This window comes from Leeuwenhoekiella sp. H156, from assembly GCF_052218455.1.
GTDB classification, from domain to species: Bacteria; Bacteroidota; Bacteroidia; order Flavobacteriales; family Flavobacteriaceae; genus Leeuwenhoekiella; species Leeuwenhoekiella parthenopeia.
This window is the reverse complement of sequence record NZ_CP197499.1, coordinates 1,318,050-1,340,013: the sequence shown is the minus strand read 5'-3', so window position 1 is coordinate 1,340,013 and position 21,964 is coordinate 1,318,050. Positions and strand designations below refer to the sequence as shown.

Below are 21,964 nucleotides of genomic sequence, written 5' to 3'. Positions count from 1 at the left end.
CGAGCCCCCGATCCCCCTAACCCCCAAAGGTGGAATTAATGGCAAGGGGAAGCGTAAAGGGTTACGTGTTAATGGTTAATTGGGTTATTAGGTTACTGAGTTATTTAAAAGACTAACTCCAAATTCAATAAAGAATAACAATAGCAATAACAATAGCAATAACAATAGCAATAACAATAGCAATAACAATAGCAATAACAATAACAATAACAATAACAATAGATAATGTTAAAAAACTATATCAAAATCGCGTTTAGGAATCTGTGGAAAGACAAAAGCTTTACCCTGCTTAATCTGCTGGGACTGAGTGTCGCATTTGCGGCAGCGCTGCTGCTGGGGATGTATGCTTTTTTTGATTTGTCGTACGATCAATTTCACGAAAATAAGGAAGACCTTTTTCAGGTGTATTATAGCGAGCAGACCCCCGATGGTCAGGAACTGGCGACCTCTATGCCGGTGCCTTTTGCGCCTGCACTGGAGCAGGAACTGCCCAATATCAAGCACATTTCCCGCTACATCAGCGATCATGCACTCAATCTGGAGGAAGGTAAGGAGCTTGATTTGAGATTGATCTTTACAGATCCTGAATTTTTTGAGATGTTTAGTTTTGAAACGCTCAGAGGTCCGGTTGATGTTTTAAAAAACGATTCACAAATAAGCATTACCGAAGAGACCGCCCAACGTTTATTTGGCAAGACCGAAGTGCTGGGCGAACGCCTGAACCTGCTTGTAAACGGGCGCAACGAGGTGTTTACCGTAGGAAGTATTCTTAAAGATATTCCGGTAACCAGCGGGCTTCGGTTTGACGCGGCAGTTAATTTTACCCATTCTCCCAATTATGCCGAAAATGTTGACCGTTGGGATTCCCGAAATCATTCGGTATTTATTCAGCTTAGTGCAGATACCACCCCAGAGGCACTCACGCAAAGCGCGGTTTCCTTTAACAACCTGCATTATCAGGGAAACATTGAAGATCTTAAACGTGACGGCGCGCAACCCAATGCAAACGGCAATTATTTAGAACTTAATCTCCTTCCTTTTAAAGACATTCATTTTGCTGATTTTAAAGGAGATTACTTAAAAGTGAGTCGGGCTTATCCCTTTATGATTCTGGGGATTGGGTTACTCATTCTGTTTATTGCGGGGATCAATTTTGTGAATATGAGCATCGCGCGCAGTGCCCAGCGCCTGCGGGAAATAGGTATGCGTAAAACCCTGGGCGCGGCTAAAAAACAGTTGTTTTTTCAGTTTTGGAGCGAAAGCGTCTGGATCTTTTTAATTGCACTCCTGCTGGGGGTTGGTCTTAGTCTGGCTTTAGAATCTCCCTTTCGCCAGCTCTTCAACACCCCGGCGAGACTTACAGATATGAGTTCGTCAACTTTATTGATCACCCTTTTAATTTCATTTATCCTGATCACGTTTATTGCGGGCGGCTATCCGGCTTTGGTTTTGAGCAAACTGGGCACACTCAAAGCCTTAAAAGGAAAGCTTGATTTAGCCGGTAAAAACCGGGTGCGCAATGCGCTGATGGTGGTGCAGTTTAGTATTGCGATTGTGTTGATTTCGGGGACTTTGGTCCTGGGGAAGCAGCTTGATTATATGCGGAATAAAGACCTTGGGTTTAATAAAGAACAGGTGGTTGCTATTCCTTTAAACGGAAAGCGCACCAACCGCCAGAATGTGGCTTTGCTGCGCAACGAACTAGCCGGGAAACCGGGTATTCTTTCGGTTACGGCTTCAGACAACAACCTGGGTCTCGGGAGAGACGGAAGCACCTATTTTAGCCGGATGGGCTTTGATTATAAAGGCCGTGGCGTTTCTACCAATATGCTGGTAGTTGACTATGATTACCCGGAAACTTTAGGCCTTCAGTTGAAAGAGGGGCGTACGTTTAGCAGAAGTTATTCCGGCGACAGCCTTTCTATTGTAATTAATGAAGCGATGGCGCGCGAACTTCAGGAAGAAGATCCCCTAAACAAACAACTTATTATTGACGATTCCATCAAATATACCGTGGTGGGCGTCCTGAAGGATTACAACTTTCAGTCGCTCAACAAAAAAATCGAACCTATAAGTCTGTTTATGAAAGGCGATTGGGATTTGTATTATGCTTTTGTAAAGGTGGCTCCTCAAAATATGGCCCAGACTTTTGAAAGCATTCAAGATGCCTGGAAACGCATTGAGCCCAACGCCGAATTTCTCGGCTCTTTTTTAGATGAAAACATCGACCGCACTTTTAAGCGCGAGCGTACGATGACCACCATCATCAGCAGCGGTTCGCTGATTGCCATTATCCTAAGCTGTATCGGACTTTTTGCGATCTCGATGCTGGTAGTGACGCAACGAACCAAAGAAATCGGGGTGCGTAAAGTGGTAGGCGCCAGTGTCGCGCAAATCACATTTTTATTGACTAAAGATTTTCTGAAACTCGTAGGCGTCGCTTTTGTAATTGCCGCCCCGGTTGCCTGGTGGCTGTTATCACAATGGCTGCAGGATTATGAATACCGTATTGAATTGCATCTTTGGATTTTTCTGGCAGCTGGTCTGCTGGCCGTTTTTATAGCCCTGTTTACGATAAGTTTCAGGACCATACGGGCAGCGCTGAAGAATCCGGTGGAATCGCTGCGTACCGAATGAGCCCCGAGCCCCCTAACCCCCGAAGGGGGAATTAATGGAAATCGGTTAAATGTTAATGGTTAATTGGGTTATTAGGTTACTGAGTTATTTAAAAGACTAAATCCAAATTCAACAAAGAAGAGCAATAACAATAGCAATAACAATAACAATAACAATAGCAATAACAATAGCAATAACAATAGATCATGTTAAAGAACTACATCAAAATCGCCTGGCGGAATATTTGGAACAACAAATTGTTTTCATTCATAAACGTCATCAGTCTGGCCATCGGGTTTAGTGCATCTTTTGTAATAGGCCTTATGGTGTATTATGATTTTACCTTTGATACATTTCATAAAGACAGGGATCGTATTTACCGGGTGGTGACCGATTTTGAAACCCCCCAGGGAAATTTTAAGAATGGTGGAGTAACCCCGCCTATGCGTCTTGCTGCGCGTGAAGAATTAACAGGCATTGAACAATCGGCTTACTTTTTTAACTGGTGGATCAGCGAATCTAAAGCTGCTTCCGGCGAACAGATTTTTCGTGATCCCGAAAAAATCATACTTACCGAGGCCAGCTATTTTGACATTTTTGAGTATGACTGGATTGCCGGTTCTAAAGAAACTGCACTACAAAAACCCAATCAGGTTGTACTTACCCGCAAACGTGCTTTAGAATACTTTCCCAACCTGCCTTTGACCGCAGTAATGGGGCAGACCCTTGTGTATAATGCCGAGGTGCAGGGTGTGGTTTCGGGTATTGTTGAAGATTTTGATAAACGTTCTGACCTTTACTTTGATGAATTTGTTTCTTTAGAAACCGTCAGGCAAACCGATAGTAAAGATCAGGTATTCAGCGAGAGTTGGTCTATGACAAACAATGCTTCTCAGCTTTATATTAAACGTTCGGAGCATAGCACCGAAGCGCAGATTCAAAGCCAGTTAGCAGCATTAAGTAAGCAACACGTAGATGCAGATATGATGAAGTACAACAATAAGCGTACGTTTCATCTGCAGCCCCTTTCGGAGTTGCATTTTGATCAGGAGTATGGGATATACGATTATTCACGACCTGAAGCTGATAAGAATATATTGATCAGTCTTATTTTTGTAGCCATTTTTCTGCTGCTTTTAGGAAGTATCAATTTTATCAACCTCAATACAGCCCAGGCGACGCAGCGCGCAAAGGAAATTGGTATTCGTAAAACCCTGGGGAGTTCAAAAAGGCAATTGGTTATACAGTTTCTGGGAGAAACCTTTTTGCTTACCCTGCTGGCGGCTATTTCTTCGGTTTTGATAGCAATCCTCGCTTTAAGGTTGTTTAATGATTTCATCCCCGATGGAGTTGATGCGGGGCTTATGGCAAGTCCGTGGTTTGTTAGTCTCGTGCTTGGACTTGTAGTTATTCTTACGTTTTTATCGGGTTTTTACCCGGGAGTGGTTTTGTCGAGATTTAAACCGACTCGAGTTTTTAAAGGAACGATCACAAACACTGCAAATAAGGCTTCTTTACGAAAAGTATTAACCGTGTCGCAATTTGTCATTGCTCAGGTTTTTGTGATTGCCACTCTGCTTGTAAGCAAGCAATTGTATTTTATGATGCACAGTGATCTGGGTTTTAGAACCGATGCCGTGGCATATCTGCAAACTCCGTGGGAGGATCAAAACGTTAGCAAGCGACTCGTTTTGGAACAGGAAATCAGGAAACTACCGGGAATTTCTAATAGTAGTTTAGGGGGAATGCCTCCGGCCTCTCACAATATGGCAACCCGGATGGGAATCTACAAAACCGAAGATCAGGAAGTGATTCAGGAACTTCAGATTCTCAATGGAGACAGCGAATATTTAAATGTTTATAATATTGATCTTCTTGCGGGAAGAAAACCATTGAACGATACTATTGAAGAATATGTGATTAATGAAACCGGAATGAAGGCTTTTGGTTTTCAAAATCCAGAAGGCATAGTTGGAAAGTATATAGAGCTGAATAGCAATACGCGCTTGATCGTGGGCGTGATGAAAGACTTTAAGCAACGCTCTCTTAAAACCGAAGTTATACCCCTGGTGCTTACCGGAGATACCGGCAGAGAGCGCCGTACAAATTTCAGGACTGTCCATTTGGTATTGGATGATAAACCCGACGGCTGGAGTAGCACTATAGCTCAGGTCGAGCAGGTGTACAAAAAAGTATATCCGGGCGAAGATTTTAAAATGACCTTTATTGATGAGACAATTGCAAACTTCTACGAACAGGAGCAGCGCATCGCAAGCCTACTCAACTGGGCTACCGGACTGGCTGTATTGATAAGTTGTCTGGGACTTCTGGGGCTTGTGATTCATACGACCGAACGACGGGCCAAAGAAATAGGTATACGCAAGGTTCTTGGGGCGTCCCTGGCGCAACTTAATTTATTGTTGTGTACAGATTTTTTGAAGCTGGTGGTTTTGGCCTATCTCATTGCGGTGCCTTTTGCCTGGTGGGGCTTACACAATTGGCTTCAGGATTATGCCTATAAAACCGAAATGAGCTGGTGGGTCTTTGCCCTAAGCGGCATCGGAATGGTTGTGCTCGCTCTTGCAATTATGAGTTTTAAAACATTGAGGACCGCCTTAAAAAACCCCGTAAAATCTTTACGAACCGAATAAGCCCCGAGCCCCTAATACCTGAAGGGGGAATTAATGGAAAGGGGTTAAGTGTTAATGGTTAATTGGGTTATTAGGTTACTGAGTTATTTAAAAGACTAACTCCAAATTCAATAAAGAATAGCAATAACAATAACAATAGATAATGTTAAAGAACTACATCAAAATCGCCTGGCGGAATTTAGTAAAGAATAAACTCTCCGGTTTTATTACCATCGGTGGGCTGGCTGTAGGGCTTACCGCCTGTACGCTAATTCTTTTTTATGTGGCGCACGAGCGCAGCTATGACAGCTTTCATACAGATTCTGACCGTATTTATGCAGTGGAGGCTCAGGTAAATATGGGCGGAGATAGCATTTATATGAACTCGATGAATGCCACGGTTGGAGAGCTCACCGAAAATGCAAGTCCGGTGGTTTCTAGCAGCCTGCGTCTAAAGGAAGAATACAAGCCGGTGATCATCACAAATACGAGCCAGCCCGGCACGCGATTTTCGGAAAAGGACTTCAGCTATGCTGATGCGAATTTCTTTGACTTCTTTTCATTTAAGTTGAAAAATGGCAACACGGCAACTGTTTTAAGCAAGCCCTATTCGCTGGTGCTTAGCGAGGATATGGCCAAAAAGTATTTTGGTAATCAAAACCCTATTGGCGAAACACTATCAGTGCGAAAGGACAGCACCTACCTGTTTACCGTCACCGGTGTGATGGAAAATACACCCAGCAATTCGAGCTTACACCCCGACTTTTTAGCATCGCTGAGCAGTATGCCAACCATGAAAGAGTTTGAGAGGGATTTTGATTCGGAAGTCTTTAGATTGGGTGCTTTTCCTACCTATTTAAAACTGACTAATCCCACAGCTAAAAACGCGGTTGAAAACACGATGCAAAAACTCAGCATTCAGGGTAATGCAGAGGCTTCTGATGTTTACAGCCTGAGTTTGTTAACCGATAAACATTTAAACGGAAGAGACGCTTCAAACACCAGGTACATCCGTATTTTTCCGTTGATAGCGGTGCTAATTCTGTTGCTTGCCTTAGTCAATTATTTGAGTTTATCTACCGCACGGGCAACCCTGCGTTCTAAAGAAATCGGCGTGCGCAAAGTAAATGGTGCCAGCAGAAAAAGTGTGGCGTTTCAGTTTTATGTGGAATCTACCCTTTATGTAATCTTTGCATTTCTGCTTTCGGTAGCCCTTAGTGTAGTTTTAAAACCCTGGTTTTTTAGCCTTCTGGACATTGAGATTGACGCTTCCTTTTTCCTTAATAAAAACTTCCTCCTGATCCTTACATGTCTGTTAGGTTTTACCGTTTTGGCAACCGGTTTTTACCCGGCATTGGTGATGTCTGCCTTCAACCCTGTTGAGAACCTTAGAAGCAGCAGAGCTTCAAAAATGGGAGGAGAACGCTTACGTAAGGTTTGTACTACTGTCCAGTTTGTCATTGCGATAGCCCTTTTAATAAGCGGTATTATCATCCATCAGCAATTGGATTATGTGCGCGGGGTGGATACCGGTCTAAACCGTTCTGACGTAGTTATGGTAACACTGCAGAATACCATGGGGACTAACAGTACGCCTTTTAGAAATGAGATTGAAAAGCTCTCACAGGTAACCAGTACAGCAGTAGCTCAATATCCTATTTACAAAGGTTATAATATGTTTTTTGCGTCTTCAGAACAAGTGCCTGATGCTACGGGTCTGCCCATATTTTCGGTAGATGATGATTTCTTTAAAACCCTGGGTGTAACCTGGGAAACAAAGCCGGATGACGAAAATTTCTATTCTAAAAGCGATCCGGTAATCATCAACGAAGCGGCAATCAGTAAATTTAAACTGGGACCAAACCCTATAGGAGAAAGTCTGCTTTTTGGAAACAGTAAAAGAGAAATTGTTGGTGTAGTTAAGGATTTCCATTTTGAAAATCTGGATGCGCCCATAAATGCAGTGGCTTTGTTTGTGAATTCAAAAACTAAAGCAACCACAACCATTCTGGGCAAAAGTGGCGGCTGTTTATTTGTGCGTTTTCAACCGGAGAGTGATGTGCCCCAATTGCTTTCAAAAATGGAAACGATCTATACCCAATACGATTCTGCTACTCCTTTTGAATACCAGTTTCTGGATGATGCGTTTGACACGATGTTTCGTTCCGAAGAGCGCTTGTCACACGTGTTTAACCTGTTTATCATTCTGGCGATGCTGATTGCCGGTATGGGGCTTTTTGCCCTAGCAACCTTCAGCGCACAGCAGCGTATGAAAGAGCTCGGAGTTCGTAAAGTTCTGGGAGCATCGGTGTTGCAGCTTACCACCTTACTTTCTTTTGATTTCCTTAAACTGATTTTACTGGCTATTCTGATCGCCTCACCGCTGGCGTGGTATTTTATACACGAGTGGCTTCAGGATTTTAATTACAAAACAACCATACACTGGTGGGTCTTTTTAGGAGCAGGCGCAGGAGCTTTAGTCCTTGCCATTTTAACGGTAAGTTTTCAGGCCATTAAGGCGGCGCTGGCAAACCCCGTAAAATCTTTACGAACCGAATAACAATAACAATAACAATAACAATAACAATAGATCATGCTCTTACAACTCAATCATATTTACAAATGGGTCAAACAAGGCGGCAAACGCGTCTTTTTACTAAATGACATCAGTCTTGATGTCGAAGAAGGCGAGTTTATCTCGATTATGGGTCCGTCTGGTTCCGGGAAGTCCACTTTACTCAACGTCATTGGGATGCTTGACGAATTTCAGGAAGGGGAATACATTTTTGATGGCGAACCGGTGCATAGCCTCAAGGAAAAGCAGCGGTCTAAACTCTACAAAGAATACATCGGTTTTGTGTTTCAGGCGTATCACCTCATCGACGAACTGACCGTTTATGAAAACATCGAAACCCCGCTCTTGTACAAGAATATCAAGTCTTCCGAACGCAAAGCTTTGGTAGCCGATATGCTCGACCGCTTTAATATTGTGGGCAAAAAAGACCTGTTTCCGGCGCAGCTGAGTGGCGGGCAACAGCAACTGGTAGGTATCGCCCGGGCACTAATTGCAAAGCCCAAGCTCATTTTGGCCGATGAACCCACCGGAAATCTAAATTCGAAGCAGGGTGAAGAAATCATGGAACTTTTTAAAGAGCTCAATGCCGAAGGGGTGACCATCATTCAGGCGACGCACTCCGAGTCTAACGCGGCTTACGGCAATCGCATCATTCACCTGCTTGACGGGAGCAAACAGCTTCAACCCTATAATTAGAATGACACGCGGGACTCATCAACCCGATAGTTTAAAAACATACAAACACATCAATCAAAAGAATATGAAAATTCCATTCACAGGCTTGTTAGCGGCCTGTCTGTTTACAATCTGCACTATGCAGGCACAGGAAACGCTTACTCTGGAAGATTGCATCGAGATTGCTTTGGCCCAAAACTTTAGCGTACAACGTGCGGAAATCAATGCGCAGGGCGAAAGCATTGAGTATAAACAAAGCCGAAATGCGCTTTTGCCCAGAGTAAATGCCGATTACAATTATGGTGTGAGCAATGGCCGAAGCATTGACCCCTTTACCAATGCCTATGTGACCGAGCAGCTTAACTTCTCTAATGCAGGGCTCAGTCTAAGTGCCACCGTATTTAATGGCTTTAGATTGCTCAACAGCCTGAAACAAAGCAGCCTCAACAAGGCCGCTGCCGGGATGGAAGTGGAAGAAGCCCGCCAAAACCGAATGCTTGATGTCACGCTGAGTTTTTTGCAGGTTTTGAATGCCCGCGAACTCGTAAAACTGGCCGAAACCCGCTTACTTACCACCCGCGAACAGCTCAAACGGCTGGAGAAACTCAACGAAGAGGAGAGCGGCAATCCATCTGATTTTTATGATTTGAAAGGTCAGCTTGCATTGGATCAAAATGCCATTGTAGATGCCAAAAACAGTCTGAATAATGCCCTTGAAAACCTTAAATTTCTCCTGAATACCGAAGCCGAACTAGAGGCGGAAAGTCTGGTTTTAGTAACCGAATTTAAAAATCAGGAGCTGTCTGCCGAAGGAATTTACGAGCAGGCTTTGCAAAATCTGGCTGCGATCAAAGCCCGTGAACTCAGACTTGAAGCTGCCGAAAAAGGAGTGGCTGTCGCCCGCGCGCAGTACGTACCTGAAATCAGTTTATTTGCCAATCTGAATACCAACTACTCCAGCGCTGCGCGCCTTTTTGAAGAGACCGGAACAGCGCTTTTAGAAACTACCGATTTTGTAAGCATTTCGGGAACCGACTATAATGTGTTTACTCAGGAAACCCGGTTTGATTCCCGCGGGATATCGTATAGTGATCAGTTTAACAACAACCTCAATTCTACCATTGGGGTTTCGGTGAGTATTCCGCTGTTTAACGGGTTTCGAGCCAAAAATAATGTGCAATTGCAAAAAGTAGAACAGAGCAGGGCTGAGGTAGCATTGGCAGAAACCAAACGCGCGCTGAAGCAAAACATCACGCAGGCCTATAACGACTGGGATGCAGCGGCTACCAGCTATGAGTTGCTTGAGGAGCAGGTTGCGGCTTATGAAAAGTCGTTTGCGATCAACGAAGCTCGTTTTAACCTGGGTGTGGCCACCAGTGTTGAATACATCACCAGCAAAAACCGGCTCGACAATGCCCGAATCAATTTAACCAACACCCGCTATACCTACCTGCTTCGGGATAAGGTGCTGGATTTTTATAAGGGAAATGCAATTCGGTAACTGGGAATCCCAGAACTCTTTCCAGTTCTACTTCTATATAAGACAGTTTAAATTATGTTTTACGAAATCGATTGCATTAATTTATTATATTTGAAAAATTAAGTGTTTTTAATACATTTAATTAAGCGTTCTCGGAATACAAGTAGTCCTAAAAATCTGATCCGGAACGTAATAGGAAAGTAGTTGGTCATTCTAAGAATTTAAAAAATAAAGAAACGATGAGGAATACACAGGTTTTTACAACATTAATTTTTCTAATGCCATTTATACTTCATGAACCGATAGGTGCCCAGGAAACCGTGCCCCAGCGTCCCATCATCCAGACAAAATATACCGCAGACCCGGCTCCACTGGTATACAACGACACGGTGTTTTTGTACACCAGTCACGATGAAGATGATGCCATGGGTTTTAAAATGAAAGACTGGTTGCTGTATTCTTCTACCGATATGGTAAACTGGACCGATCATGGTGTAGTCGCCTCACTGGATAGTTTTGATTGGGTGCCTTACGAGAATGGGGCCTGGGCGGTGCAATGCATCGAACGCAACGGAAAGTTTTACCTGTACTGTCCAATGCCTGGCGGCGTGGGAATCGGGGTTTTGGTAGCCGATAGTCCGTATGGACCTTTTAAAGATCCTTTGGGTAAACCTCTTATTAAAAACAGCAATCACGATATAGATCCTACCATACTTATTGATGATGACGGGCAGGCATACATGTACTGGGGTAATCCAAAGGTCTATTATGTAAAGCTCAATGAGGATATGATTTCCTATTCCGGGGAAATTATGCAGGAAGCCACAACTCCCCAAAATTATCAGGAAGGGCCCTGGGTTTGGAAGCGCAATGCTAAATATTATCTGGCGTACGCCTCTACGTGCTGCCCGGAGGGAATAGGCTATGCTATGAGTGACTCGCCTAACGGACCCTGGGAATACAAAGGTATGATTGTAGACGCATCTGAAAAATCAAGAGGTAATCACCCGGGGATCATCGAGTTTAAGGGAAAATCCTATGTTTTTGGGCATACTTACGATTTATTAAAACAACGCACTCCCAAATTCTATGAACGCCGTGCGGTTGATATGGACGTTATGGAATATAATGCAGATGGTACTATAAAAAGTCTGGCTTATTTTTCTGTTGAAGGACCGGAACAGGTAGGAACCCTTAATCCTTTTAAACGGGTTGAAGCCGAGACCATGGCCTGGAGTGAGGGTTTAAAAACCCGCTTTGAAACCGAGTGGGAAGGTGATTTTGATTGGGACCGGGGTGAAAAAATCGCTGACCATTTATTTGTAAGCGACATTCATAACGGGGATTATCTAAAAGTAGCAGGCGTTGATTTTGCAGAGGGCGCGCAGTCTGTTGAAGTGAGTGTTTCGCCTATTTATGGTGGAACGATCGAATTACATGCCGATACCATTGACGGCCCTCTGGTATCAACAGTTGAGGTAACCAATATCAGACAAGAGGGATTATGGAGTACCCTTACGGCACCGGTAAATAAGACTATCACCGGAGTACACGATCTGTTTTTTGTTTTTAAAGGCGAAAAGGATTTGTTCTATTTTGACTGGTGGAAGTTTAATTAGGCAGTTTTAAATCTTTATAAAGTCCTTTTCCTTTATCACGCAGTGCGTTAGCCATTTCGCCATTTGTCTGCATTACTCACAAAAGAATTTTGATGATTTAGTTTGAGAAAATTTTTAGAATGAGCTAATGAAGCTAATTCAATATCCCCAATGACTATAGGGAGCATAAGGCTTTATTTCCGAGTAAATACGATCATGAATAGGAATAATTACTTTAGGAATAGGCCTTTTTTCATTTATTCAGAACGCAGTCCTCATAACCTATTTAAAAAAGTTTTCTATGCTAGCACTCCCTGCTCCTGTAAGTTTGGACTAATGCTGCTCTAAATGAAAATGAGACTTTATGCTTAAATTCGATTTAGAGCTTCAAATTCAACCGTATGCGTAAATCAAAGGCCATTATCGTACTGCTATTTATGCAGATATCCTGCAATACCACGACTCAAAAATCGGACGCCGACAATACGATTAAAGAGGTTGAGTCGCTTGCTCAAAAGAATTTTGACTGGTTGCTGGGCAAATGGGAGCAAACGGATGAAGATCCCGGAAAAGAAACCTTTGAAGAATGGAGTAAACCAAACGATTCAGAGTATCGCGGATTTGGTTATACCTTGCAAAAAGGCGACACCATTTGGCAGGAAGAAATGCTATTGATTCCTTCCGCGGAAAACTGGTTTTTAAAGATTAAAAGTCCCGATGATCCTGAAGCCGTAACCTTTACGTTAAAGGAATATAGCCCATATACATTCAGCTTTGAGAATGCCGAGGTCTCATTTCCCAATCTGATAACCTATCGTAAACAGGGTGAAATCTTACAGGCTGCTGTATCAGGAGGCGATACGGAAATCCGGTTTGCATTTAGACCGGTAAAAGAATAGTTTTTTGGTTTCACTAATTTCAGCCCCGGCCTATTTTTCAATGATTTAAGAGCTACACTTCTACTCACGAACAAATGAGGAAGGTTTATTCTGGTGAATGGGTACGTATTTTTCTACGATGTATTCGGTCACGGCTTTTAAAGTTTTTCCGTTTACGGGATGCAGACCGGGAGCGGTATAGTACTCAATTTCTCCCTGTTCATTTTTGTAATACCACAGGAGCGGCTTTTGATTCTGCTCCGAAAAGAAGGGGGTGGTAATATCAACCTCTACTCGTTTAAAATTTTCAAAACGCTTTTCATCATAGGGTTCAATAGTATTGCCATACGTGGAATAGGAACCTTTTGAGCAGGGAATTTTTTCATAGAGCCTTCCGGTCCAGGTCATACAGTTTTCAGAATCTGCTACTTCACTTGTTTTATTTTGAATTATCAGATAAAGCACAAGTAGTATCGCAAGCGTAAAGATTCCAAAAATAGAGGCAGAGCGCCAGATTTTTTGACCTGGTTTAGTTGCTGCACCTGTGGAGGAATCCTGGGTTTCATTTTTGTCTTTCAGACTTGAGGGAAGTGGGCCATTATCGGGCTCCTTTGCTTTATGTTTTTCAACGTATTCGGCATAATCCTGATAGCCGAGATACACACAGAACTCTTCTATAGTATTTGAAGACAGATTGTAGTCTTCATCTTTTCTTCTAATATACCTATCGTACGTCCTTTCAATGGTGCGGTAACTCAATCCTGTTGCTGCCTCAACTTCTTTGGCCAAGGCATATTTCTTATGTGAAGCCGACTTGTCTTTGGCTTTTTTAAATACTTCTTCCGTGATTTTCTTTACGTAGAATTCTTCCATCATCCTAAAAATACAAATTATCCCCAGACATTTTTTAGACAACTACTCTGTGAAGACTTGTGTTTAATGATGTCGAAAAGTTGTCTAAAACAAGTCTAATCACTGTCTGCAACCAGACTTCCATCTTCCCTTTACTTTGTCCCATAGGATGCTTGCTGCTGTGTCTTGCTAACATAGCTTTTCTAGAACAGGCATTCTAAAGGAAATCTGTAATGCAGTGGCAAAGGCCAAATTGGAAAGTAGCTTAAAGCTGCTGCATGAGATTTCCACTTTCCAAAAAAACAACGGAGTACTCCAAAACTCAATGGTGGCTGTAAAGCAATAAAACCGGGAAATCCCCGGACGGCCACCCCTTTGTTCAATCACAAAATTTTAAAACGATGAAAAAATTTATATTGGCCATAGCGATCGTGGCATTTAATGGGGTGCTGGCCTCGTGTAGCGCAAGCGCTTATGAAGAAAGTTTAATTAACGGAACCCAGGCAACTGAGGGAGATGACGGGAAGGTAACGCCCCCGCCACCTCCGCCGCCACCCCTTGATGAGGGTAATTAAGAGTTTTAAAAAGAAAAGGTTTGTGCTATTCGCATAAACCTTTTTTAGTAGTTTTAGAATAAAAACTGCCTTGTACCGCCCTAGCCTTGTTTTCCTTTTTGTTTTATTGCTTTGTTCCTGTAAGGAGCAGTTAAATTTTGATCGCGGGGCTTCTAAAGCTGCCGGCGATAGCATTTCATTTTATTATAAAAATGCTCAGGATAATAACCTCCCTTTAGACGATCGGCTAAGATTTACCAATCAGGCACTTCAATCCTTAGAGAACCAAAAATCCGATTCTCTGTACCCAAAGCTCCTGTATCAAAAGAGTTGGTTGCAGTTTTCATTGGGGCAATACGACAGCCTTATAAAAAGTGACCGGCTCCTTCACGATACCGCTAATCCCACTGAGGCAGCAGCAATTTTGGGTATGCAGAATTATCTCATGGGGTATTATTTTGAGCAGGTGGTTCAGAAACCGGATAGTGCTTTTAAGCGCTACAACAGATCCAGATTTTATTACAGAAAAAACAACGACAGCAGCTGGATTGGTAAAAGCCTGCTGAATATGGCTAATATTCAACAAACTCAAAGTGATTTTTTTGGAAGTAAAGAAACGCTTACCGAGGCCATTCAATATATAGAAGCAGGGGAGGATCCTAACACGATTGCTTCGGTTTACAATAGTCTTGGCACCAATCACCGCAAACTCTTTAACTATACTGATGCCCTTGATTACTACTTAAAGGCCATTAAAACTTCAGATGATAAAGCAGCCATTAGTACCTATAAAAATAACCTGGCTACGGTATATATAGATCTGAAATCCCTTGATAAAGCCCGGTCGATTTTAGAGGCGATTGCAGCTGATAGTCTGGACAGGGCAGATACCCGGGCGCGCGTTTTGGATAACCTGGCCTATGCAAATTGGTTGTCTGGCAGGCCTGTGTCTGCAAATGCTTTTTTAGAGCCCCTGAGGTTGCGCAAACAGGAGCAGGACAAACGCGGATTATTAGCAAGTTACACACATCTCGGCGAGTATTACAGCAAGACCCAACCGCAACGCGCGATGAGCTATTTAGATTCGGTTATTGATCTTTCTAAAGAGCTTAAAGCTCCCCGCGCAGAATATGACGCGCTTGGGTTTTTTATGAAACTCAAACCCAGCGATATGGGCATTCGGGACCGGTATATTCACCTGCAGGATAGTTTGTATAAGCAGGAGTTGAAGGTCAAAACCCAATTTGCCAAGTACAAGTATGACGACCGGCTTAAGGAAGAGTCTATACTAAGGCTTGAAAAGGAAAATGCCCAGGCCGAGCTTGAAGCAACCCGGGAGCGCAACTACAGGTATTGGCTTCTGGCAGGGGTTATGGGGCTTATTGCTTTAATAATACTGGGTTTTTATACGTATCAACAGCGCATTAAGCGCTTAAAAGCGCAAAATCGGGCAGATCGTCTGGAGGCATCCTATGCTAGCGAAGCGGCTTTATCCCAACGTTTGCACGATGATTTTGGGGCAGGTTTGCATCACGTAATGCTTCTGGTTCAAAGTAATGCCGATGCCGGGAAAGTACTTGACGAACTCGATAAACTCTATCAGCAAAGCCGCAATTTTTCGCGCGAAATCAATGCGGTTGACACCGGGGTAAACTTTAAAGAGGCCCTCTACGCTATGCTTGACCAGCATAAACCGGAAGAAACCCGCCTGCTTATTAGCGGGAGTAAAGAGGTTGCCTGGCAATCTTTGAGTAATGTGACCAAAATTACCTTGTATAAAATACTACGCGAGTTGTTTATCAATATGAGCAAACACAGCCGTGCCGGTCTGGTTACCTTAAACCTGAAACAGCACCCCGATAGACTTGAAATTTGGTACTCCGATAACGGTGTGGGAATTGATTCTTCTGTACGGTTTGAGAAAAACGGTCTTTTGATTACAGAAAAGCGTATGGAAGCCATAGGAGGAACTATTATTTTTGAATCAGATCAGGGCAAAGGATTTAAGGCAGTGATCAGTATTCCAAATTAGTAAAGGGTTCTTTTATGTTTAAAAAAGTATTGATTGCAGAGGATTTTCAGGGGGATAACAAGAGTATTGTAGACACGCTTAAGGCCGAATTAAATATACCTCAGGTTCAGGAAGAGTTTTACTGTGATAAAGCCTACAACCGCATTCAGCTCACCCACAACACCCCCGAAGCTTTTGAGTTGCTCATTACAGATCTTTCCTTTAAAGAAAATCACACACCCCGAACCTTTACATCCGGAGTTGAATTGATTGAAGCTGCACGAAAGCTTCAGCCCGACCTTAAGATCATCGTAAATTCGATGGAAGAGCAGGCGGTTAAGATAAAACCGCTTTTTGATACCTATCATATTAATGCCTATGTGTGTAAAGGCCGGCAAAGTCTTGACGAACTCGTAAAAGCGATTCAGGCAGTAGCTTCGGGTAACACCTATCTTTCACCACAAATTGACCTGAATACCGCCAGAAATGTTTTTGAACTGGATGAGGTTGATTTGTTTATTCTAAAACACCTTTCGGAAGGTTTTAACAAAAAGGAGATTCGCGACAAATTAAAATTGAAAGATTTAAGGCCCAACAGTGAAAGCTCTATTGATAAACGGGTGAGTAAATTATTTGATGAATTTGGCGCTAAAAATTCAACAGAACTGGTTGCCAAACTTATTCGGGAAGGGTTGATCTAAAACCCAATATCATTTTAGTTAAAAAAATCAATGCCTTACAGATATCTGTAAGGCATTGATTTTTAATAGCCTTAGGTTTGATTTTAATTTATTCAATATTAGCTTATGGAACTCAACAATCAACTTAAGGCACTCGCTGATAAGATAGATAGACTGAAAGATCAAATCGAAACAGAAGAGTCTACTAAACATGCTTTTGTCTTACCCTTTATTAATTTATTGGGCTATGATACCTTCAATCCCTTAGAAGTAGTACCCGAGTTTACAGCAGATCTTGGACTGAAAAAGGGCGAAAAAGTAGATTATGCGATTTTTCAGGACGGACAACCCATTATAATTATAGAATGTAAAAACTGGAAAGAGAAAATGGATCCACATAATTCTCAGTTGTTCCGTTATTTTCACGTTTCTAAAACCCGTTTTGCACTATTAACCAATGGCATCGAATATCGTTTTTACACTGATTTGGAGAACCCAAACAAAATGGATGAAAAGCCTTTTCTGGAATTTGATATTACCAGACTAAAGGAAAATGTGATTCCTGAGATAGCTAAATTTCATAAATCCAATTTTGATGTACATAAGATTGTAGATAACGCAAGCTCTTTAAAATACACAAAAGAAATACGAAAGCTAATCTCGAGAGAAATACAAACTCCGTCTTTCAATTTTGTAAAACTTTTCGCGAGTGAGGTTTATAGTGGGAGGTTAACGGAAAAAGTTATGACTGAATTTACCGGTTTAGTTGAGAAGGCTTTTAGTCAGACAATTAGTGATCGGGTGAATGATCGTCTCAATGCCGCATTAAACAAAGAAGCTGAAGGGCAACACGAGGTTACGCCAGAACCTCAGGAAATAAGTAAAGTTGTTACCACAGAAGAGGAAATGGAAGGATACAGAATTGTGGTGGCAATTTTACGTCGTAAGCTGGATGTAAGCCGAATCGTTCATCGGGACACTCAGTCTTATTTCGGAATTTTACTGGATGATAACAATCGTAAACCGCTATGCCGACTACATTTTAATGGAAGTACAAAATATTTGGGAATATTCGATGCAAAGAAAAATGAACATCGTCATGCCCTTGAATCTCTTGAAGATATATACCAATATGAAGAACAGCTTTTAGAAACCGCAGCTAATTATGAGTAATACCTTTTGTGATGGGATGGTTCATTAGAGTTTCTACTCTAAAAGAAAAGCTTACATTTTCATTTTACAGAAGAATTCAATTTAGGCTAAACCTGAAAAAAACCGGTAAGTGGTCTGAAAGTTTACGCGCCTTTTCCAGTTGATCACAGGTTAATACAAAGTCGAGCACTCCGCTTTTCAGATATTTTAGATCCTTAGAATAGAAAATATTGTCAATCGCATAATTAAGATAGTCCACACCGGTACAGGTTTTTTTAAGTGTGGTCTTTTGGTTGACCAAAGCGGGAGTAAAGCCATTACTTTTTAGTTCATTAAATACCGGGTCTTCATTGGTAACATTGAAATCTCCGGCAAAAATCACGGAACCCTTCATAGCTTTGACCAGATATTGGGATATGGCCTTTATCTCAGCCTGTGGATTTTGATTGTAAGGCCGGGAATGAAAGTTTACGATCTGTAAAACCTTTTGATCGAGATAAAAGTTAATTGCAAAGGGTTCACGATCTACTTTAGAATCCAGAGCGGCGATTAGCGCACCTCTGTTTTTTATTTTGATATTCGCGGTTTTCCAGATAAACGCATAACGCTCGGTCACGTATTTTGAACTATGGGTAGGATCGCTTATGACGTAGTCCCATTTAGAGCCTTTACGGTTTAGAATAGCAGCAAGTCTGGCCACGGCCTGAGCTCCCCCGTAACCCGCAACCACCTCCTGAATGGCGAGTATATCTGCGTCTCGTACAATTTCTGCAATTTGATCCAGTTCTTCGGCGCTTTTGGTCTTTCCAAAATCCCGAATATTCCAGGAAACCAGGGTGAGTTCGTGTTGTTGAGAAAAGCATGTTACGGCATAAAGCAGTAAAAACAGGCGTAAGTAGGTTTGCATAGTTAAGTTGTGAGCTTTTGAAATTAAAAATACAGATAATGGGTGTAGCCTGCCTTACAGAAATCTGTACTTCAGGAATGTTTCGGGTCTTATGGTCAAACAGCACGCAGGAGCGCTAGTTGGATACTCATGGCGGTAAATATAGGCTTGATCTGCAACACATCCGCTGAATCGGGGTATTTCAGATAGCATCAACAGCTTCCATGTTGCTGTATCTTAATATAAGCTATGAAAAAATTTTTACTCATCTTCTCCCTATTGGTAGTGTCTTATGTGGGTTTTTGTCAAAGCAGGCAACTCACAGGCGAAGTGAAGAGTTCATTTACCAATCATTCTTTACCCTATGTAAATATTGGAATTTCAAATAAAACAGTAGGTACCGTATCAAACGAGAAGGGTGAATTTAGGCTGGATTTAAACGAAAAAGTCAGCCCCGGCGACACAGTACTATTTTCCTGTATCGGCTTTAAAACAGAGAAGTATCTGGTGTCCGACTTAAGTAATCAGGAAAAAGTTATTTTTTTGATGCCTCAGAGCACAGTACTGGACGAGGTTGTTTTGAGTGCCCAAAAGCTTAAGTTAAAACCTAAAAGTATCGGCAGGTCGTCTAAAGGATTGGGTTTAATGCATTCCAATTTTTATTCTTACTACGAAAAAGATGTAGATGATCGCTTAAGCAAAGAGCGGGGAATGAAATTCAAGATCCGCCGTGCCTGTTATTTACAGGATTTAAATTTCAATATTACTTCTAACGACTTTAAATCTTTAAAATTCAGGGTCAACATATACAAAGTTGAAAATGGACTTCCAACAGATTTAATCATCAACCAAAACATCATTTTTGAAATCAAGGATACTTATTTGGGTTGGTTTAAAGTCGATCTGCAACCTTATGATATCTACATCAAAGACGGGATTGAAGAAATTGCGGTTACCATACAATGGCTTGAAAGTGTCAAGACCCGCGCGAACAGTAAATACTTTGCCCTGTCAACAGCCAGCTCGTTAACCCATACGGCTTACTTTAGAGATAAGGCAATGGATAGCTGGAAGGATAGCGGTCAAAATTTAAGTTTTTACCTGAATGCCATGTGTGAGTAAGTTTATAACCATAGACTTATGGAGCTTGGGGCGGTAAAAGTAAAATCCGTTACCAGCTATTCTTCGGTTGCATCTGGAAACAGAAACGTGTAGTTTTGAGAAAGTCTGCCGTAGCTAATAGCTAAAAGTCTAACGAAATCAATAGCTTGACAAGTATGCCGTAAACATGTCGTAAATAAACCGTTATCAAAAGGATAGTTTCAGAAGTAGTTTTGTTAAAACAATAAAGCAACATCCACTATGAACGAAATTGGAAAGAAAATTAGGGAAATACGAAAGAAAAAGGGACTATCTCAGGAGGAATTGGCTGAATCTGCAAAGGTGAATTTGCGAACAATTCAGCGAATCGAAAATAACGAAAGTGAACCTCGTGGAAGAACGTTGAATTTGATATGTGAAGTTCTCGCTACTAATACAGAAGAGCTTTTAGATTATGGAAAGGAACCGGATAAAAGTTACCTCACGATATTCCATCTTACGGTGCTAACTTTTTTGGCAATTCCTGTTGGAAACCTAATTATCCCGCTAATTATGTGGATGAATAAAAAGGATAAAATCGTGGGACTTAAAAAAGCAGGAGCAAATTTATTGAACTATCAGATAATCTGGTCTATTCTGGCTTTTACATCAATAAGTGCTTTTGCTTTTTTAAAAATTATGCATTACGGGCATTATCCCATTTTATTGTACTTATTCATTGCGCTTTATGCTTTGAATGTAATTTTACCAGTAGTTTTTGCGATTAAAACAAGTAAGGGAAAAACTCAAAACCTGTATCCGAATATAATAAAGCTGATAAAATAACTGCTGTCAATATAAGCCAGTGCGGTTGATGAAGGCTTTACGGTAATATATGGGGAATCGAACCTGAAGTCTGTGTTGACTCAGCCGATTCTTAAGCGCACCTTCAAAACAGATTAAACTTTAAATTAGATTAGGTTCAGAAACTGGCAATCAAGAACTGTTATTAAAAACCTCGGGCGTAAAATGAAAAGCATCTGTTTACTTCTACTGTTTCTTCCTTTAGGATCATTTGCACAGGAACAGCACGTGTTATTGAGAGATAAACAGTTGATTTATACTCAACTTGTCGAACGTGTAATTGGACCTAAGGAATATTTGGTAAATGAAACGATTGCGTATTTCAAAAATTACGACTTAGATGGTAATTATGATAACTGGTTTCGTGCAGAATTTCCAGGTAATTCTATAGTATGCGTAGAGCCCGTGCAATATGAAAGTAATCCTTTAGATTTTCTCTTATCGGTTGATCCGGAATTCAAAGTCAAAAATCTTTTGGAACAGATAGCGCTTCAAAGTTTAGACCAGCTGGGTCGGTATATTGAATCAGACAGAATTATTAGCTATACAAAAGCACCTTTCAGGAATTCTGAATTTGGAAATCTGTTCAAAAAGAAAGAAGCTTTCGTACTCAGTAGTATTTTAGGTGACTCCGATTTTGCTTTGGTGAAAATAGATAAAGTAGCAAAAGCCAAAAAGTTATCTGATAATAGTTCAAGAATAGTTATTCTCAAGCGTTTAAACTCAGATTGGGAAATTTTAAAAGTTATAGCTGCTAAAACTGGGGCATAGCATTAATCGAAATGCATATTTAGCATGTGCCCGGCTTCCTCTAATCTTTTAAAGATTAAGCGCAAAATAGATTCGATATAAAGGCTTAGGGAACTGGTTGTCTATATAACCCCTTAACCCCTCCTGGAATAGCTGTACAAAGCTAATATTATCTGATTAAGCCTATTTCAAGTGGTTTTTACATCTATACTCCGCCTCCAAAAAGACCATTCAAAAGCCCTGATACCGCTATATGCTTTCTTGTTCACACCATTATGAAACTATGCTCACCCACTAAAAGTGTGGTAAAGTGTGGTTGGAGTGTGGTTTCACTGTGGTAGCAGTGTGGTTTTACCCGGTCGTTTCTGAGAAGCCTGGTATCTCTGATCAGCTATCAAATCAGCACAATTCAGGTTTTCGGATTAAACTTAATCGGGTTCAGAAGAAAAGGATTTTACTTGTTCTGATTCCCTGACCACCTGCAGTCGGTTAAGTCTCTCCCTTGGTAAAAGGTAGATTAAAAATGAACGCTCAGGATGATAGGAATTGTGGAATCATCTATTCTAAGGATTAACTATTTGTGCATATAATTGGTTTTGGGGCTGACTTTTTAAAGAATTCTGTAAAAACGCCTCGATTGATTATGGGATTCTGTTAACTTCCTGTAAGACAAAAGCCTATTT

Annotated in this window: 16 protein-coding genes; 14 read left to right on the top strand and 2 right to left on the bottom strand. The window is 41.5% G+C overall.

Going from position 1 to position 21,964, the window contains the following annotated elements; translation table 11 throughout:
* Positions 1–225: 225 nt before the first annotated feature.
* From ACSSS3_RS05645 to ACSSS3_RS05615, 7 genes are all read left to right on the top strand, one after another.
* Complete coding sequence (locus tag ACSSS3_RS05645) at positions 226–2,637, top strand: ABC transporter permease (protein WP_442846761.1); 2,412 nt, start codon at positions 226–228, stop codon at positions 2,635–2,637.
* Positions 2,638–2,822: 185 nt separating this feature from the next.
* Positions 2,823–5,267, top strand: coding sequence for an ABC transporter permease (locus ACSSS3_RS05640; RefSeq protein ID WP_442846760.1), 2,445 nt, complete (start codon positions 2,823–2,825; stop codon positions 5,265–5,267).
* A gap of 142 nt (positions 5,268–5,409) precedes the next feature.
* Positions 5,410–7,806, top strand: a complete 2,397-nt coding sequence (locus ACSSS3_RS05635; RefSeq protein WP_442846759.1) for an ABC transporter permease — start codon at positions 5,410–5,412, stop codon at positions 7,804–7,806.
* Between the two features lie 33 nt (positions 7,807–7,839).
* A complete protein-coding gene (locus ACSSS3_RS05630) occupies positions 7,840–8,517 on the top strand; it encodes an ABC transporter ATP-binding protein (RefSeq protein WP_442846758.1) in 678 nt (225 codons plus the stop codon).
* A 64-nt stretch (positions 8,518–8,581) separates the two neighbouring features.
* Positions 8,582–9,997, top strand: a complete 1,416-nt coding sequence (locus ACSSS3_RS05625; protein ID WP_442846757.1) for a TolC family protein — start codon at positions 8,582–8,584, stop codon at positions 9,995–9,997.
* 257 nt (positions 9,998–10,254) lie between these two features.
* On the top strand, positions 10,255–11,595 hold the full coding sequence (locus ACSSS3_RS05620) for a glycoside hydrolase family 43 protein (protein WP_442846756.1): 1,341 nt from the start codon (positions 10,255–10,257) through the stop codon (positions 11,593–11,595).
* Between the two features lie 380 nt (positions 11,596–11,975).
* Complete coding sequence (locus tag ACSSS3_RS05615) at positions 11,976–12,473, top strand: DUF6265 family protein (RefSeq protein ID WP_442846755.1); 498 nt, start codon at positions 11,976–11,978, stop codon at positions 12,471–12,473.
* A 60-nt stretch (positions 12,474–12,533) separates the two neighbouring features.
* Here ACSSS3_RS05615 and ACSSS3_RS05610 read toward each other — a convergent pair whose 3' ends face one another.
* The gene (locus ACSSS3_RS05610) at positions 12,534–13,328 is read right to left on the bottom strand and encodes a hypothetical protein (RefSeq protein WP_442846754.1); all 795 of its coding nucleotides are present in this window, start codon (positions 13,326–13,328) and stop codon (positions 12,534–12,536) included.
* 377 nt (positions 13,329–13,705) lie between these two features.
* Here ACSSS3_RS05610 and ACSSS3_RS05605 point away from each other — a divergent pair, with 377 nt between their 5' ends.
* The 4 genes from ACSSS3_RS05605 to ACSSS3_RS05590 all read left to right on the top strand — a co-directional run bounded on the left by ACSSS3_RS05605 (position 13,706) and on the right by ACSSS3_RS05590 (position 17,722).
* Complete coding sequence (locus tag ACSSS3_RS05605; protein ID WP_442846753.1) at positions 13,706–13,879, top strand: hypothetical protein; 174 nt, start codon at positions 13,706–13,708, stop codon at positions 13,877–13,879.
* Between the two features lie 313 nt (positions 13,880–14,192).
* Positions 14,193–15,890 (top strand): tetratricopeptide repeat-containing sensor histidine kinase, encoded by a 1,698-nt coding sequence (locus ACSSS3_RS05600; protein ID WP_442846752.1) that lies wholly within the window; start codon positions 14,193–14,195, stop codon positions 15,888–15,890.
* Positions 15,891–15,904: 14 nt separating this feature from the next.
* Positions 15,905–16,570: a response regulator transcription factor gene (locus ACSSS3_RS05595; protein WP_228229118.1), complete on the top strand. Its 666-nt coding sequence runs from the start codon at positions 15,905–15,907 to the stop codon at positions 16,568–16,570.
* A 105-nt stretch (positions 16,571–16,675) separates the two neighbouring features.
* On the top strand, positions 16,676–17,722 hold the full coding sequence (locus tag ACSSS3_RS05590) for a type I restriction endonuclease (RefSeq protein WP_442846751.1): 1,047 nt from the start codon (positions 16,676–16,678) through the stop codon (positions 17,720–17,722).
* Positions 17,723–17,798: 76 nt separating this feature from the next.
* Here the strand turns inward: ACSSS3_RS05590 and ACSSS3_RS05585 are convergent, their stop codons facing one another.
* On the bottom strand, positions 17,799–18,608 hold the full coding sequence (locus ACSSS3_RS05585) for an endonuclease/exonuclease/phosphatase family protein (RefSeq protein WP_442846750.1): 810 nt from the start codon (positions 18,606–18,608) through the stop codon (positions 17,799–17,801).
* A gap of 228 nt (positions 18,609–18,836) precedes the next feature.
* On the opposite strand from ACSSS3_RS05585, the gene ACSSS3_RS05580 reads away from it, so the two are divergent.
* From ACSSS3_RS05580 to ACSSS3_RS05570, 3 genes are all read left to right on the top strand, one after another.
* Positions 18,837–19,709, top strand: a complete 873-nt coding sequence (locus ACSSS3_RS05580) for a carboxypeptidase-like regulatory domain-containing protein (RefSeq protein WP_442846749.1) — start codon at positions 18,837–18,839, stop codon at positions 19,707–19,709.
* Positions 19,710–19,949: 240 nt separating this feature from the next.
* On the top strand, positions 19,950–20,513 hold the full coding sequence (locus ACSSS3_RS05575) for a DUF4870 domain-containing protein (protein WP_442846748.1): 564 nt from the start codon (positions 19,950–19,952) through the stop codon (positions 20,511–20,513).
* Between the two features lie 183 nt (positions 20,514–20,696).
* Positions 20,697–21,302, top strand: a complete 606-nt coding sequence (locus ACSSS3_RS05570) for a hypothetical protein (protein ID WP_442846747.1) — start codon at positions 20,697–20,699, stop codon at positions 21,300–21,302.
* Positions 21,303–21,964: the final 662 nt, after the last annotated feature.